This window comes from Hymenobacter sp. DG25B, from assembly GCF_000801315.1.
GTDB lineage: Bacteria > Bacteroidota > Bacteroidia > Cytophagales > Hymenobacteraceae > Hymenobacter.
In genome coordinates this window covers 2,925,606-2,940,876 of the sequence record NZ_CP010054.1, presented here as the reverse complement: position 1 = coordinate 2,940,876, position 15,271 = coordinate 2,925,606, and the positions used below count along the sequence as shown (strand labels likewise).

Annotated in this window: 14 protein-coding genes; 8 read left to right on the top strand and 6 right to left on the bottom strand. The window is 57.8% G+C overall.

All coding sequences use genetic code 11. The features are described from left to right. Positions 1–52 precede the first annotated feature (52 nt). Positions 53–559, bottom strand: a complete 507-nt coding sequence (locus PK28_RS12685) for a metallophosphoesterase family protein (RefSeq protein ID WP_044514354.1) — start codon at positions 557–559, stop codon at positions 53–55. Between the two features lie 163 nt (positions 560–722). Here PK28_RS12685 and PK28_RS12680 point away from each other — a divergent pair, with 163 nt between their 5' ends. Next, a complete protein-coding gene (locus PK28_RS12680; protein ID WP_044514352.1) occupies positions 723–1,424 on the top strand; it encodes an NUDIX hydrolase in 702 nt (233 codons plus the stop codon). 17 nt (positions 1,425–1,441) lie between these two features. Next, positions 1,442–1,942, top strand: coding sequence for a hypothetical protein (locus tag PK28_RS12675; protein ID WP_156126376.1), 501 nt, complete (start codon positions 1,442–1,444; stop codon positions 1,940–1,942). Between the two features lie 37 nt (positions 1,943–1,979). On the opposite strand, the gene coaD is transcribed toward PK28_RS12675, so the two are convergent. The 5 genes from coaD to PK28_RS12655 all read right to left on the bottom strand — a co-directional run bounded on the left by coaD (position 1,980) and on the right by PK28_RS12655 (position 4,727). Beyond that, positions 1,980–2,450, bottom strand: a complete 471-nt coding sequence (coaD, locus tag PK28_RS12670; protein WP_044514349.1) for a pantetheine-phosphate adenylyltransferase — start codon at positions 2,448–2,450, stop codon at positions 1,980–1,982. A 90-nt stretch (positions 2,451–2,540) separates the two neighbouring features. After that, complete coding sequence (locus PK28_RS12665) at positions 2,541–3,437, bottom strand: DUF3822 family protein (RefSeq protein WP_048825986.1); 897 nt, start codon at positions 3,435–3,437, stop codon at positions 2,541–2,543. 166 nt (positions 3,438–3,603) lie between these two features. Beyond that, a complete protein-coding gene (locus tag PK28_RS21155) occupies positions 3,604–3,732 on the bottom strand; it encodes a hypothetical protein (RefSeq protein WP_262489738.1) in 129 nt (42 codons plus the stop codon). Then, positions 3,726–4,109, bottom strand: coding sequence for an NUDIX domain-containing protein (locus PK28_RS12660; RefSeq protein WP_048825984.1), 384 nt, complete (start codon positions 4,107–4,109; stop codon positions 3,726–3,728). The genes PK28_RS21155 and PK28_RS12660 overlap by 7 nt, the downstream gene beginning before the upstream one ends. A 15-nt stretch (positions 4,110–4,124) precedes the next feature. Then, positions 4,125–4,727 (bottom strand): DUF4126 domain-containing protein, encoded by a 603-nt coding sequence (locus PK28_RS12655; RefSeq protein ID WP_044514348.1) that lies wholly within the window; start codon positions 4,725–4,727, stop codon positions 4,125–4,127. Between the two features lie 100 nt (positions 4,728–4,827). On the opposite strand from PK28_RS12655, the gene PK28_RS12650 reads away from it, so the two are divergent. From PK28_RS12650 to PK28_RS12625, 6 genes are all read left to right on the top strand, one after another. Then, positions 4,828–5,274 carry a PaaI family thioesterase gene (locus tag PK28_RS12650; RefSeq protein ID WP_048825982.1) on the top strand — a complete coding sequence of 149 codons (447 nt, stop codon included), beginning with the start codon at positions 4,828–4,830 and terminating at the stop codon, positions 5,272–5,274. A 522-nt stretch (positions 5,275–5,796) separates the two neighbouring features. Further along, positions 5,797–9,681 carry a M36 family metallopeptidase gene (locus PK28_RS19115; protein WP_082017097.1) on the top strand — a complete coding sequence of 1,295 codons (3,885 nt, stop codon included), beginning with the start codon at positions 5,797–5,799 and terminating at the stop codon, positions 9,679–9,681. 216 nt (positions 9,682–9,897) lie between these two features. Next, positions 9,898–11,331 carry an ATP-dependent DNA helicase gene (locus PK28_RS12640; RefSeq protein ID WP_231576151.1) on the top strand — a complete coding sequence of 478 codons (1,434 nt, stop codon included), beginning with the start codon at positions 9,898–9,900 and terminating at the stop codon, positions 11,329–11,331. A 190-nt stretch (positions 11,332–11,521) separates the two neighbouring features. Then, positions 11,522–12,061, top strand: coding sequence for a DUF1573 domain-containing protein (locus tag PK28_RS12635; RefSeq protein WP_065814138.1), 540 nt, complete (start codon positions 11,522–11,524; stop codon positions 12,059–12,061). A gap of 262 nt (positions 12,062–12,323) precedes the next feature. Beyond that, complete coding sequence (locus PK28_RS12630) at positions 12,324–14,870, top strand: type IA DNA topoisomerase (RefSeq protein ID WP_044514344.1); 2,547 nt, start codon at positions 12,324–12,326, stop codon at positions 14,868–14,870. 10 nt (positions 14,871–14,880) lie between these two features. Then, complete coding sequence (locus PK28_RS12625) at positions 14,881–15,153, top strand: hypothetical protein (protein WP_044514342.1); 273 nt, start codon at positions 14,881–14,883, stop codon at positions 15,151–15,153. The last annotated feature ends 118 nt before the right edge of the window (positions 15,154–15,271 follow it).

Here is a 15,271-nt window from a genome sequence, read left to right as displayed (position 1 = left end):
ATAGTTGTTGAAAAGCGCCTTTCCTGGATGGGAAAGGCGCTTTTTGCGTTTGTTACCGCTCCGTAGTGCGCGGGCCCAGTTCAATGGCCTGCAGCTGCTGCACCTGCCCGGCTTCTACCTGAAAGCGCAACAGCGTGCGCACCTTATGAAAGCCATGGCGGCCGGCCGCGCCGGGGTTCAGGTGCAACAGCCGCAGCCTGGGGTCGGGCATCACCTTCAGAATATGGGAGTGCCCGCTGATGAACAGGCCCGGTCGGTGCTGTTGCAGCAGGGGGCGGGCAGCGGGGCTGTAGTGGCCGGGGTAGCCGCCAATGTGCGTCATGAGCACGCGCAGGCCCTCTATTTCAAAGGCCTGCACCAAGGGCTGAGTCAGGCGCACGTCGCGGCCGTCAATGTTCCCGTATACGCCGCGTAGGGGAGCTACCGTAGCCAGCTCCTCGGCCACGGCCGCCGTGCCAAAGTCGCCGGCATGCCAGATTTCGTCGCAGTCCCGCAAATGATACAGGATTCGTTCGTCCAGGTAGCTATGGGTATCGGAGAGAAGACCGATTTTTTTCATGCCGGCAAGGTAAACACTAGTTGAGTGCTGAGGGCAACGTAACCCGATACAACTCGTATCTTGCCCGGCCGGCGGTATTTCCGTTTCACGATATTTATGTTGTGTTTTGCAACGGACGCTGGTGCCCCAATTGATTTTTTTGCCTCCTCCACATTACCCCGCGATGAACGTTTTCATCAATGATATTCCGCTGATCATCAAGAAGACCAGCGAAAAAGTGTACAAGCACCGCTACGACCTGATCCTGAACGCGGAGGACGAATTTACCTCCAAAGACCTGATAGGCGACGTGCTGGTGCGCGACGTGACCGACGCATTCCTCGACCGTTTGCTACGGCTGATGGAGGTGAAAAAGCTGAAGAAACTGACTTCCCTCACCCTGATGGCGCGGAAAAAAAAGCGCCTCATTCTGCACCTCAAAGACCAGTTCCGCATTGCCAAGGCCGCCGGCGGCCTGGTGGTGAAAGATGGTCTGGTGCTGATGATTTACCGCCTGGGCAAATGGGACCTGCCGAAAGGCAAGCTGAAGAAGGAGGAAGACCCGGCCGAAGGCTCGCTGCGCGAGGTGGAGGAAGAGTGCAACATCAAGATTGAGCTGGGCGAATCACTGCCCAGTACCTGGCATTCGTACGCCTACAACGGCAACAAAATGCTGAAGAAAACCAACTGGTACATCATGCGCTGCGTGGATGACTCCCTGATGAAGCCCCAGGCCGAGGAGTACATTGAGGAAGTGCGCTGGATGACGCCCCAGGAAGCCCTGGCCGTGCTACCAGACACGTACGCCTCCATTGCGCTGGTGGTGCGCCACTACCTGAGTGAGGTGGCCGGCGTGGCCGAACCCGTAAAAGAACCCGCCAAATAATGTTTACCCGGCCCGTTATGCGTGTACCTATTCTCTTGCTGGCCGGATTAACACTGGGTTTTCTGGCCGCCTGCTCCCGTTCCCAAACACCATCGGAAACGGAAGCGCCGCAGCAAAGCCAGTCCAAAACGGCCCAAACCGCCTCAATTGATCTGCCGGAATTAGTAAAGCATAACATCGACTATCTGCGCCGCCAGCTGGGCCCCCCGCAGGAAGCGGCCGATGAGGTGATTGGGGCCGACCCCACGGCTGCCCAGCTGCGCGCCACCAAAGGCGAAGGCTGGATTAACACCTTCCGGCGGCAGGGTTCCACGCTGATAGTTACGTTTAATGCCCGCACCCGCAAGGTGAGCGACATTGTGCTGATGGGCACCAACGAGGAAGATCTGATGCGACTGGGCAACCTCAGTACCACCGCTCCCAATTACATTGTTCTCTCCATTCCGGAGCCCGGCCAGCTGAACAAGGTGCGCGGAGTACGCATTGTGCCCAGCCAGCGGAAAGAAACGAGCCAGTAAGGCTTTGAGAGCTTAATACAGCTATTTTGGCTGGCTACTAGGCTTCCGGCGGGTGCGCTGGCAGGCGGAACGGCACAAAGTCGTCTACGTTGCCCCCAAAGCGGTGAATCTCCCGGATGATGGTGCTGCTGATAGCGGCCAGCGGGGGAGAAGTAATCAGAAACACCGTTTCCAGCTGCGGATTTACGTGCCGGTTGGCCTGAGCAATGGTGTTTTCGTACTCGAAGTCGGTGGTGTTGCGCAGCCCGCGCAGCAGGAAGCGGGCCCCGGTTTCGCGGGCAAAATCTGCAGTTAAGCCTTTGTAAGCCTGTACCTCTACCTGGGGCTCATCGGCAAAAACCTCCGATATCATGGCCGCCATTTGCTCTACCGGCAGATAGCGGCTTTTGCTGCTATTGTTGCCAATGGCAATAATGATTTTATCGAATAGGGAGGTGCCGCGCCGCACTACATCCAGGTGGCCGTTGGTGAAAGGGTCGAAGGAACCGGGAAACAGGGCTATGCGCATAAACGGGAGGTGGTGATATGGTGAAATGGTGAGTTGAGGAACTGGCAAGTCAGGATAAGACTCGCCATTCCATCCCTTCACCTGGCTCACCTATTCGCAAAGATGCAGGCTAAACAACTCAAAGTACCGGTACTCGAACACGTCGTTCAGGCGGTAGCTGTAGCCTATATCGAAGGGGCGGTTGCCGAAGCGGATGTTGCGGATGTATTTGCGCAGTACGGTGAACAGGGCCGAGTCGTGGAACAGGTCGCCCCACACCATTACGGCGTCCTGGTCGGGGTTTAGCTGCAGCTCCTGCATCACCAGAATGGTGTAGTAAATTAGGTCTTCGGGGGTGGTGAAGCTGAAGACGTTGCAGAACTCCGGCCGCTTGTCCCGGATAACTACCACGGTGAGCTCCTGGTGGCCAATGCTGAGGTAGCAGCGGCGGGGGGCTCCCCGGTCGCTCTGGTGAACCAGCCCCTGCAGCAGCGCGCTGGTCTGGTGCAGCAGCTGGCCAGCGGGGTAGGTGCGCCCAAACCACTCGGTCAGGGCTTTTTCGGCCGCAAATACATTCACCATTTCCAGTGAAGCATGCGAGTAGCTGCGCACCGCCTCGTGGGCCGGGTCCAGGTGGTGGTGCAGCTGCAGATAAGCGGCTTCATCACCGGCCCGGAACAGGGGCTTGGGCAGAAGCGTGAAACTCCGGTTTTGCACCGAGAGCCGCACCCGGTTCCAGCCCGTGCGGCCTACTAAATCATGCTGGGCAGCCAGGCCCTGGAGCTGGCCGGAAAGGGAGGTAGCGGGCTGCAGGGAGTAGTCTTCCAGCACCACAAACTTGTTGCGGCGCACATCGGCCACCCCCACGCGCACGCCGGCTGCCCCTACGGAGAGGTACAGGTTATACGCCGTCAGGTTGTCAGGGTCCAGGGTTTCGTCGCGCAGGCGCGGCAGAATACCCGAGAGGGTGGGAGTAGGCAGGGTAGGAACAGAAACAGAGTCAGACACAGGCAAAAAGACGACTAGGGCCAAATCAAGCCCCTAAAGTTACAGAAAGACGCGGCCGTTTTGGTCACGCCGGCGGTGGGGCGGCGCAGAGAAACTGATTTTCAAGCGGCGCTTTTATATGTTCAACCCTCAAGACCCGGTTATATAGCACCGGGGGCGGCGGGCGCTATTTAAACAGCTGCTGGGGAATGTACACGTCATCGGGGCTGAGGATGAGGCGCAGCACCGGGTGAACCTGCAACACGGGCATCGAAACCAGCTGGCGGGGCGTAAAGAACGCCAGCTTGGTCAGCACCTGGCCTTCGGGCGTGTGCTCCGGGTCGGAGCCAAGGCGCGGGTAGCCGTGGGGTCCAGCGGCTTCACCTCAAAAAACAGTTCCAGGGCCTGCAGGTCATTGTCCATAAACTCGTGCAGATGCAGGAAGCGGCCCACTTCTACCTGCAGCCCGGTCTCCTCCTCAAACTCACGGCGCAAACAGGCCCGAATGGTTTCGCCAAACTCCCAGCCCCCGCCGGGCGGCGACCAGAACGGTACTTTATCGGGTAGCAGACCCCGGTGGGCCGCCAGCAGAATAGCGCCATTCTGCACCAGCAGCCCGCCCACGCGCACGCGCACCTGGCCGGTGTAGGCCTGCAGCAGAGAATCAGAGGGATTAGCAGTAGAGTGTGTCATAGGGAGAAAGTCAGATCAGGTGCCCGGGGGCGAAGTAGCCGCCTGCGGGCGAGAAGAGCGGCGCACCTGCCGCCGGATACGGCCCGCAAGATACAGCACCAGAACCAACGCCAGTCCGGCCATAATCAGGGGCAACAATAGCCCCAGCAGAGAGCCCACCACGGCCAGCATATTTTCAAGGGTAGCCAGCACCGGATTGCCCAGCCCGCCGGTGGTAACGGTGGAGCCGGCCCGCAAAACAGCCGTGCCCGTTTGCACAAGGCCCGCCGCGCCGCCGCCTACCAAAACCCCCAGCCCCCAGCGCATAACCGGGCTCATTTCGGGGAGGGCAGAGGTCATCAGGAGCGTGCCGGCAATAAAAGAAGCGGGCGTGGTCAGCGTATCCAGCAGGTTATCAACTACTGGTACATAATAAGCCAGCATTTCGGCCAGCGTGGCTGTGGCCAGCACGGCAAAGGCTACCCAGGTGCCCAGCCAGGCAAACCCGGGGGAAGGGGTGAGGTAGCCGGAAAGGTAAGCTACGTTGGCTGCCAGCAGCGGCACAAACACCCGAAACCCGCTGCAGGCCGCCAGGGCCAGCCCCAGGGCACCAGGTAGAAGGAAGTCGGTGGGATGCATACGGAGTAAAGCCAGGGGCCCGCTGGGTTGCGGCCGCGGCCAAAAGGTACGCAACTCCTGCATTTGGTGCACCTCTTCGGAAGGCGGTATCTTTGCCGCAATGTCTGATGAACTTACTTCCCCCGTTGCGGCCGCTCTGGAGCCGCTCGAAACCCGGATTCGCCGCAAGCTGGAGCGCCAGTACTTCATGCACCTCATTGGGGCCAACCTCACCCTGATTGAGCCTGGCCGCGTGGAAGCAGAGCTAACCCTGGCCCTGCAGCACCAGCAGCAGAAGGGCTTCGTGCACGGCGGCCTCACCGCCACCATGGCTGATCTGGTAGCCGGCTTTGCCGGCGTTACGCTTATCCCGGATAACCACGGCATGGTAACGGTGGAGCTGAAAACCACTTATCTGCACCCCGGGGTAGGGGAAAAGCTGCGGGCTATTGGGTGGGTATTGAAGGCCGGCCGTCGCCTGCATTTCTGCGAGGCGGAGGTGTGGTGTGATGACCTGCTCATTGCCAAGGCCACGGCTACCATGGCCGTGATTGAGCCGGTAGTATAAATAAGGCTTGTTGAGGAAGGCGGCGTTGGCCTGAGTATAATTTTTCGGCCCCGTCTTCCCGCCAGCATAGGAATCTGAAAATCCTATGCTGGCGGGAAGACGGGGTATATTTTTGGTGTTTAAATAAGAATATAAAATGGGAGTTAGGTATGGTGTGTAGTGTTCTTTGTTTTTGTTTATTATTAATATTATTATATAAATAGTTAAATTATTGAATTGAATACTATATAAATTTCAAGCCAAAATATTGTTAAATTATTCATAAAACACAGATTAGGTTGCCAATTTCATGTTTATTAGGTCGAAGGGTCAAAAATATCATTGGGATAAATATTGAAGTTGGATTGGGATAATTAATTATCCCAATAAGGTTAATTCAATAGGGATTATTAAGTGTGATTTGTACTTTGCGAGCTTGAGTAGCAGCTTCAGTGCTAAAGCTCATGGTTTTTAGATGCTAAGGCTGAGGCCTGCACTTAACACCACCCCGCCCTGCTTCATCACCTTTGTAACCTATTGCGCATGAGTAAAACCTCTACTCTACTCTCTGTAAGTTCCGTTGCCCTTGGTTTGCTGCTGCCGTTGCAAGCCTCACTCGCGCAGTCAATGAATGCGCAGGAGGGCCTGAAAAGGGCCCTTCAAACGCGGGCCCAGTGGGCCAGTGCCGGACTTACTAATGCCCAGATGCGCGTATCGAGCGCGCACTCCGATGCCCTTAGCCACCTGGACTATGTGCACGTGCAGCAAATGCACCAGGGCATTCCGGTATACAACCGGGTGCTGGCGCTGGCTTTCGTAAAAGATAACCTGGTGCACCACGCCGGCAGGTTCCTGGCCGATACCGAGCTGGAAGGGCTGCCCGCCACCCCCAGCATTCCGGCCGGAGCTGCCGTAGCACGGGCCATTCAGATATTGCAGCTGAGCGGCACGGTTTCCACTTCACCCCTGACCGGCCCTACCGGCCCTGAGGCCCAGCAGACGTTTGCTGGCGGCAATGTGGCGCGGCGGGATATAACGGCCAGTCTGGTATGGGCCGAGGATAAAAATCAAAAACTGCACTTGGCCTGGAATGTCAACATTGATGTGCAAAGCTCCTCCGATTGGTGGAACGTGCGCATAGATGCTACTACCGGGGAATTTGTGGATAAAGACAATTGGACGGTACATGAGCGTAACCGTGCCAGCCAGCCGCGCACGGCTGAACTTAGGGCGGCGGTGCTGGAGCGCCCTTCGCTGCCGGCTGCGCTGGTGCAGCCTATGCTGTTGCCCCCGCCCACAACCACCGCCTCCACGTATTACGTTATTCCCTATCCTAGGGAAAGCCCCACTGGGAATACCCTGCGCACCGAGTCGGACCCGTGGCTGAAAGCCGGGAGCAGCAATAACGCCACCACACACGGTTGGCATTTTGACGGCACCACCAACTATGCGTATACCCGGGGCAACAACGTGCAGGCATATGAGGACCGGGATGCTAATAACTTACCCGCTACTACGGGCAATGGTTTAACCAGCTATGCCAGCTCCTCTACTACGGGCTCTTCGCTCACGTTCAATTATGTGCCGGACTTCAGCCTTGCGCCTACCACCACCACAAACCAGAAGGCTGCCCTGGTAAACCTGTTTTACTGGAACAATATCACCCACGATGTGCTGTACCAGTATGGCTTTACGGAAGCAGCCGGCAACTTTCAAAAAGACAACCTCACCCGTGGCGGTACGGGTAACGACCATGTATTAGCCGAAGCGCAGGATGGCAGCGGTACCGACAATGCTAACTTCAGCACCCCCGTTGATGGCACCAGTGGCCGCATGCAGATGTACTTGTTTGCGGCAGCATCGCCCAAAATGCAGGTTACGGCGCCTACCGCCATTGCCGGGCAGTATTACATGGCAGAAGGCAGCTTCAGCACGGCTAATAAGCTGGCAGACAAGGGCCCTGTTTCCGGCCAGGTAGTGCGCTATGATGATGCCGGCTCCAGCCCACTTACCCACCAGGCGTGCGGCACACCGGTATCAGCAGCAGCTCTGTCAGGTAAAATTGTAATGATTGACCGGGGCACGTGCGACTTTGTAACCAAAGTAAAAAATGCCCAGACAGCCGGTGCTAAGGCTGTTATCATGGTCAATAACATCACCGGTTCCCCCTTCACCATGGGCGGCACGGATAATACCATCACCGTTCCTGCCGTGATGATATCCATGGAAGATGGCGCCCTGTTAATTGGCGAGCTGGCCAACGGCGTGTCTGTAACCCTGCCCAAGCCTTCGGCTACGGATCCGCAGCTGGACGGTGACCTCGACAACGGAATTGTGGTGCATGAGTATGGCCACGGCGTTTCTACCCGCCTGACCGGCGGCCCGGCCAACAGCAGCTGCCTGAACAACGCCGAACAGGGTGGCGAAGGCTGGAGCGACTATTTTGCCTTGATGCTGACCACTGACTGGCAGGCAACGCTGGTCACGGACGGCACCAAGTCGCGCCCCATGGGCAACTATGCCGTGGGGCAGCCGACCAATGGCAGTGGTATCCGCCGCTATCCTTATAGCACTTCTATGAGCATCAACCCGCTCACGTATGCTGATGTTGCTCTCGACACCGAGGTGCATAACATTGGTGAAGTCTGGTGTGCTGTGCTCTGGGATATGACCTGGAATATCATTCAGCAGCAAGGCGCCATTGAGTCTAACCTCTACAACAGTGCCAGCACCGGCGGCAATAACGTAGCCATGCAGCTGGTTATTCAAGGCCTGAAACTGCAACCCTGCAACCCCGGCTTCCTGGATGCCCGCGACGCCATTCTGGCCGCTGACCAGCTGCTGTATGGTGGTAAGTACCGCTGCGCTATTTGGAGTGCCTTTGCCCGTCGCGGCATGGGCGTTGATGCCAAGCAAGGCACCTCCACCAGCGCTACCGACCAGACCGCTGGCTACAATGTGCCCTCCAGCGTAACGTTGAAGAAAGCAACGGCGGCCTTGTCAGGCAATTCCTTCAGCATTGCGCTTACCGCCACCTGCGACTGCGCCGTTCCCGCGGCCACTTACAAGCTCACCGATGATCTGCCCGCCGGCCTGCAGTATATAAGCAGCACGGGCGGCATGCTCAGCGGCAGCACCGTTACGTTTTCCAATGTCAAGTTCACGGCCATCAACCAAAGCCTGAGCTTCAGCATCAATGCCCAAACGGCCAAGGATGCTGGTTGCGTTACTGCCTTGGCATTAAATGAGAATGCCGATGCAACCCCCACTTCCTTCACCACGCCCAAAGACGGCAATACGGCCTGGGGTACCAGTACTACCTACGCCAAAAGCGGTACCAAATCCTGGGCATCCGGCTCGCCTACTCAAACCAAAGATTTTAGCCTGATTTCGGGTTCAGTTACGCCCACTACGGCTTCTACGCTTTCCTTCTATCACTTCTATAGCTTTGAGTCCGGCTATGACGGTGGAACCGTAGAGATTACCTCGAATAACGGTACAACCTGGACGGATGCCGCACCCTACTTCATATCCAATGGCTATAACTCTGCTTTCAGTGCCAGCGGTGTGCCCTGTTTTACGGGGATATTAGCCGCTAATGCTGATGGGTCCAAGTTCACCAAAACAGTCATCAACCTTTCCTCCTTCAATGGCAAAGCCATCAAAGTGAGATTCCGGGTGCGCTCCGACAGAGGTACCGGGAATGAAGGCTGGTTTGTAGATGATATTCAGGTGACCAATGGCTGCGGTGGCGACCAGGTAGTAAAGCTGACGGATACGAGCACGAACAGCCTGGTATCCACTACCTCCATTGCTACTTTCCTCGCCCCGCCGGCACCGGTTGCTTTGCCCGTAACCCTGATGCAGTTTGATGGGCGCTGGCAGCCTGCCGGGGCGCAGCTGAACTGGGCTACGGCTTTTGAGGAAATGGCCGACCGGTTTGAGGTGGAGCGTAGCCTGGATGGAATCAATTCTTGGACTACCGTAGGCCAGGTGAAAGCCGCCGGCACCAGCACAACTCGCCACGATTATCAGCTGCTGGACGCCGCGGCACAAAACCAGCCCGCCGGCTTGCTCTACTACCGCCTGCGGCAGGTGGATACCGATGGCAAAGCCCGCTATTCAGTGGTGCGCACGGTGGCCCGCCCCGGTGCTGGTAATATGGTGCAGCTGGTAGCGCAGCCCAACCCCTTCGGCTCCGATGGCCTGCGCCTCACGCTGCGGGTTCCGGCGGCCCAGTCGCGCGCCTACCTCACCCTGCACGATGCCGCTGGCCGGCAGATGCTGCAACAAACCCTGACGCCGCTGGCGGCGGGTGCCACTCCGGTGGTATGGCCCCAGGCGGCCGGCCTCCCGGCTGGTTTGTATCTGGTGCGCCTGCAGCTGGCCAACGGGCAAAGCACCATGCTGCGCGTAGTACGGGAATAGCCTGCTTTCTACCTGTTTTATAAAAAGGCCCGCTGAGATTCAGCGGGCCTTTTTACTTTTCCTGCTGCTGCGTTTTCACCTCTTGCCCCTGTTGCCTTGGCGCTAGGCAGCAGCGGTTTTCCTTGGGGTCAGGCAGGCTGATCAGGTAAGAAAACCAGCCGCATGGTTTCCTGCGCAATATCCTTTGCAAGCGCAGGACCTGAATCCGGCGTAACTTTGTTGCATAGATTTCCCTGCTATGCTCTCCGTAAGAACCCCTCCGTCCGCGACTTTTTCCCCTATGAGCCCACGCAGGACCAGGCCACGCTGTTTTTTCAGCTGGATGAGTTTCTGCGCGATGAGCTGCCGGGCCGCAAGGTGTTTGTGCTTCGCGGCTACGCCGGCACCGGCAAAACCACCGTGGTAAGCGCCCTGGTGCAGTGGCTCTACAGCCGCCAGCGCAAGTATACCCTTATGGCGCCTACCGGCCGGGCGGCCAAGGTAATGGGCACTTATTCCGGCGTGGCAGCCAGCACCATTCACAAGAAAATATACCGCCAAACCAGCGGCACGCCTTCGGAGCGGCTTTCCTTCCAGCGCCAGCCCAACCGCACCGCCGATATGCTCTACATCGTGGACGAAGCCTCCATGATATCAGACGAAAAAGCCTTCGGCGAAAACGGTCTGCTGGATGATTTGATGGGCTACGTGTTCGAAAAGCCCACCAACCGCCTGCTGCTTATTGGCGATACGGCCCAGCTGCCGCCCGTGGGCCAGCTGCTGTCCCCGGCCTTGGACCCTGAGTTGCTGGCGCACCGCTTCCGGGCTACCGTCAGCTCCGTGGAGCTGCGCCAGGTGATGCGCCAGGCCGAGGCCTCGGGTATTCTGATGAACGCCACCACGTTGCGGGAAGAGCTACGGGAGGAGCATCCCAACATTCAGTTCCACACCAAAGGCTACCCCGATATCTTTAAGATGAACGGCGACAAGCTGGAGGATGGCCTGCGCTGGGCCTACAAAAACTACGGGCACGAAAACACCACCATCATCTGTCGTTCCAACAAGAACGCCAACCAGTACAACCAGTTTATCCGCCGTATTCTGTTTGATGCGGAAGATGAAATCGAATCCGGCGACTACCTGATGGTGGTGCGCAACAACTATTTCTGGCTGCCCAAGGACTCGGAAATTGGCTTTCTGGCCAACGGCGACTTTGTGCAGGTGGTCAAAATCATCCGGCGCACCGAGGAATTCGGCTTCCGGTTTGCCGATGCCCGCGTGCGGCTGGTAGACTACCCGGACGAGCCCGATATTGAAGTAAAGCTGCTGCTGGATACCCTGCACACGGAAAGCCCGGCCCTGCCCGCCGACCGCAGCAACGCCCTCTACCAGGCCATCAATGCCGACTACGCCCACCTGGAAAAGAAAAAGGACCGGGCCGCTGGTCTGCGTAAAGACCCCTTCCTGAATGCCCTGCAGGTGAAGTTTGCTTATGCGCTTACCTGCCACAAGGCGCAGGGCGGCCAGTGGCAGGCCGTTTTCGTAGACCACGGCTACCTGAAGGAAGATATGGTGAATTCTGAGTTTGCCCGCTGGCTGTATACCGCCGTCACCCGGTCCTCAGAGCAGCTGTTTCTGCTGAATTTCAACCCTAAAATGCTGGCGGAGTAAGCAGCTGCTACCTGTGGGAGCATGTCAGTAGTGGATGCCTGTTAATTCTTTCCCGGCCAATTATGCATTGCTGCGTACAAACCAGTAACTTATAAGTCATAATAAATACCCGGAAAACTGGCAGGATAATTGGCCTGCCCGGCAAAACCCGTATTTTTGATTAATTCAACTTCACAAACTATCCCCAGTCATGAAAAAAGTACTTGTTCTGGCCTTGTCGCTCACGCTGGGCGGTTTTGCGGCCCACGCGCAGACTGCCGCAACGGCGCCCGCTCAGGAAAAAGTGGCCGGCCCGCTGATTCAGTTTGAGGAAATGAAGTACGATTTCGGCGTTATCAAACAAGGCGACATCGTAGACCATACCTTCAAGTTCAAGAACACGGGCACCGCCCCGCTCATTATCTCCAACATTGGCGTAAGCTGCGGCTGCACCACCCCGGACTGGACGCGGGAGCCCATCATGCCCGGCAAGTCCGGCACTATCACGGCCAAGTTCAACAGCATGGGCAAAATGGGCATGCAGAACAAAGTGCTGACCATTGAATCCAACTCCTCGGCCGGCAACACTATGGTGGCCCTGGTAGGCGAGGTAAAAGATGCCGCCAGCATGACGCAGGCCTCGGCCGCGCCCGCCAAAACGGATGTATCTACCTCTGCTGACGTGGACGCCAAGCAAAAGACCAAGCTCGGCGACGCTAAAATCAAAGCCAAGCACAAGAAGAAATCCTAAAAACCTGTCATTCCGAGCGCAGCGCGGAATCTGGGGTAATTCTTACATAAGAGAAACTCAGATTCCGCGCTGCGCTCAGAAAAGGATTCCTTATACAAAGCGGCTCGCCTTGGCGAGCCGCTTTTTTGTGACCTGCTGCCCGTGTTTTTCCGATGTTGCGGTAGCAGCTTTAAACGGACTTTTTATCCGGTTATCTTTGTTGATTCCCCACTGAGCTTGTCTGTGCGGGCTCAGCGTCATCATCCGTGAGAATCAGCGAATAGTGAAAGTTTGTATTGCCGAAAAACCCAGCGTAGCCCGCGAAATTGCCCATGTGTTGGGTGCCAGCCGCAAAATGGATGGCTATTTTGAGGGCAATGGCTACCAGGTAACCTGGACGTTCGGGCACTTTTGCCAGCTGCGCGAGCCTGAGGATTACCGCCCCGAGTGGAAGCGTTGGAGCATTCATGATTTGCCCATGCTGCCCGAGTCGTTCGGCATCAAGCTCATGCGCCGCGACGACGGGGTGGTGCGGCAGTTCAACGTCATCAAAAACCTGCTGGCTTCTGCCGAGGAAGTCATTAACTGCGGCGATGCCGGCCAGGAAGGGGAGGTAATTCAGCGCTGGGTGCTGATGGAAGCCAAATACCGCAAGCCCTTCAAGCGCCTCTGGATTTCATCTTTAACGGAAGAGGCTATTCGCCAGGGCTTTGCCAACCTGCGCGAGGGCTCGGAGTTCGACAACCTGTACCAGGCCGGTAAAAGCCGTGCCGCCGGCGACTGGCTGCTGGGCCTGAACGCCACGCGCCTGTTTACGCTGAAATATGCTCCCGGCCAGCGCCAGGTGCTTAGCATTGGGCGCGTGCAAACCCCTACGCTGGCCCTGCTGGTAGACCGCTACCACGAAATCCGCAACTTCAAGCCGGAGCCGTATTGGGTGCTGCGCACCGAGTACCGGGGCACCCTGTTCAGCCACGTAGCGCCCGTTAAAAAAGGCAAGGCCGAGGACGATGAGCCCGATGAAAAAGCGCGCCTGAAGGCCCGCGGCTACTTCGTAAGTCAGGAAGAGGCCGATGTGGCCATGGCCGCCGTAAAGGATGTGCCGCTTACCGTAACGGGTGTCGAAATCAAGAAAGCGCTGGAAACGCCGCCTTCCCTCTTCGACCTGACTTCCCTGCAGGTGCAGTGCAACAACCAGCTGGGCCTCTCAGCCGAAGACACGCTTAAAACCGTGCAGAGCCTCTACGAGAAGAAAGTGGTCAGCTACCCGCGCGTAGACACCACCTTCCTGCCCGATGATCAGTATGCCAAAATACCCGGTATTCTGCAGGGGCTGGGCGCCTACCGTAGCCTCACGCAGCCGCTGCTGGCCAACAAAATCAAGAAGAGCACCAAGGTCTTCAACAATAATAAAGTAACCGACCACCACGCCATTATTCCCACCGGCGCCAGTGCGGGCGGTTTAGGCAGCTTCGAGCAAAGCGTGTACGATATCATTGTGCGGCGCTTTCTGGCGGCTTTTTACCCCGATTGCGAAGTGTCCAACACTACGGTGCTGGCCGAAGCAGCCGGGTATCTGTTTCGGGTGCGGGGCCGCCAGATTCTGAACCCGGGCTGGCGCGTGGTATATGGCAACCCGGAGGAGCAGCAGGCGCCGTCCACGCCCAAAGCCGCCACCGAGGGCGACGATGATGTGGTGAATACCGTGCTGCCCGCCTTCGAAAAAGGCGAAAGCGGCCCGCACAAGCCCCGCCTGGATCAGAAAGTAACCCAGCCCCCGCGCGAGTACACCGAAGCTATGCTGCTGCGCGGCATGGAAACCGCCGGCCGTAACGTAGACGACGAAGAGCTGCGCCAGGCTATGAAGGAAAACGGTATTGGGCGGCCCAGTACCCGCGCCGCCATCATCGAAACGCTGTTTAAGCGCGGCTACATTGTACGGGAGAAAAAGCGCATTGTACCCACCGCTACCGGCGTAGAGCTCATTGGCCTCATCCGCAACCCCACCCTGAAATCGGCGGAGCTGACGGGACAGTGGGAGCGGAAGCTGCGCCAGATTGAGGGCGGCCAGCTGGACGCCGGGCAGTTTCTGGATGAGCTGAAAGGGCTGGTGCGGGAAATGGTGCTGGAAGTAAAGCAGGATGGCTCGGGCCGCGGCATCAGCATCCATAAGACGGAGCTGGCCGATTTAACGGGACAGAAGGCCGGAGCCGCCGCCAAGGCTAATCCGCCGAAAGCCGCCGCCACGCCGGCTATTCCCGGCGCGCTGGGGGCGTGCCCGGCCTGCGGCAGCGGCCACGTACTGCGCGGCAAAACGGCATTTGGCTGCTCTCGCTTCCGGGAAAACTGCCTGTTCCGCCTGCCCACCGAGTTCGAAGGCAAGAAGATTACCGATAAGCAGGTAGGTGACCTGCTCAAAAAAGGCCGCACGCAGGTGATGAAAGGCTTCCTGGATGAGGCTGGCAACAAGTTCGACGCTGCCATCCGCCTCACGCCCCAGCGCACCCTGGAGCTGGCCCGCGCCGCCGAAAACAAGCCCACCACCGCCACCGACCCCGGCCAGATTCCGTGCCCCGTGTGCCGCCTGGGCACTATGCTGAAGGGCAAAGCGGCCTGGGGCTGCTCGCGCTTCCGCGAGGACTGCCAGTTCCGGGTGCCGTTTGAGTGGGGCGGTAAAACCCTGAGCGATACGCAGATGAACCAGCTGCTGCGCAAGGGCAAAACCGGTGTTATCCGGGGTTTCGTTTCCGCCAAAACCGGCAACCGCTACGAGGCTGCCTTGCAGATAGGAGCCGAAGGCCGGATTGAGCCCGTATTCGAGAAAAACTAACCACCGCGTTATGCTAACCAACTTATTTACTGCCCGACTGCTGGGCTACCTCGTGGGATTGTTGCCGCTGCTGGCTTTGCTGCTGATGTTCCGGCAGCTGCTGCCCACCCAGGTGGCGCTGGCTATAGTTTTTATCGGCTTCATGGCGTCCGTATGGGTGCAGCAGCGCATCGGGCAGCGCTTCCCGTATGATTTCCGGCAGCGGGCCGAATGGTGGGCGCTGGGGGCGTATGTGCTGATAGTGGTGGCGGTAACCGTGGTGTTTTTCGCCTTGCTTGGCTAAGCCTGAGGCAAATTGTTTTGCCCGGCTCCAGGCTACAAGGCCAAAGAAATCCTGACCCCCGAGGCAACGATTTTCGAATTAAGGTCCTCTATGCGGCTAAACCTATATTTCATAATCC

Coding starts and splice junctions, on each gene's coding strand:
- PK28_RS12685 (WP_044514354.1), bottom strand. CDS start 559: ATGAAAAAAATCGGTCTTCTCTCCGATACCCATAGCTACCTGGACGAA.
- PK28_RS12680 (WP_044514352.1), top strand. CDS start 723: ATGAACGTTTTCATCAATGATATTCCGCTGATCATCAAGAAGACCAGC.
- PK28_RS12675 (WP_156126376.1), top strand. CDS start 1,442: ATGCGTGTACCTATTCTCTTGCTGGCCGGATTAACACTGGGTTTTCTG.
- coaD (WP_044514349.1), bottom strand. CDS start 2,450: ATGCGCATAGCCCTGTTTCCCGGTTCCTTCGACCCTTTCACCAACGGC.
- PK28_RS12660 (WP_048825984.1), bottom strand. CDS start 4,109: ATGACACACTCTACTGCTAATCCCTCTGATTCTCTGCTGCAGGCCTAC.
- PK28_RS12655 (WP_044514348.1), bottom strand. CDS start 4,727: ATGCATCCCACCGACTTCCTTCTACCTGGTGCCCTGGGGCTGGCCCTG.
- PK28_RS12650 (WP_048825982.1), top strand. CDS start 4,828: ATGTCTGATGAACTTACTTCCCCCGTTGCGGCCGCTCTGGAGCCGCTC.
- PK28_RS19115 (WP_082017097.1), top strand. CDS start 5,797: ATGAGTAAAACCTCTACTCTACTCTCTGTAAGTTCCGTTGCCCTTGGT.
- PK28_RS12635 (WP_065814138.1), top strand. CDS start 11,522: ATGAAAAAAGTACTTGTTCTGGCCTTGTCGCTCACGCTGGGCGGTTTT.
- PK28_RS12625 (WP_044514342.1), top strand. CDS start 14,881: ATGCTAACCAACTTATTTACTGCCCGACTGCTGGGCTACCTCGTGGGA.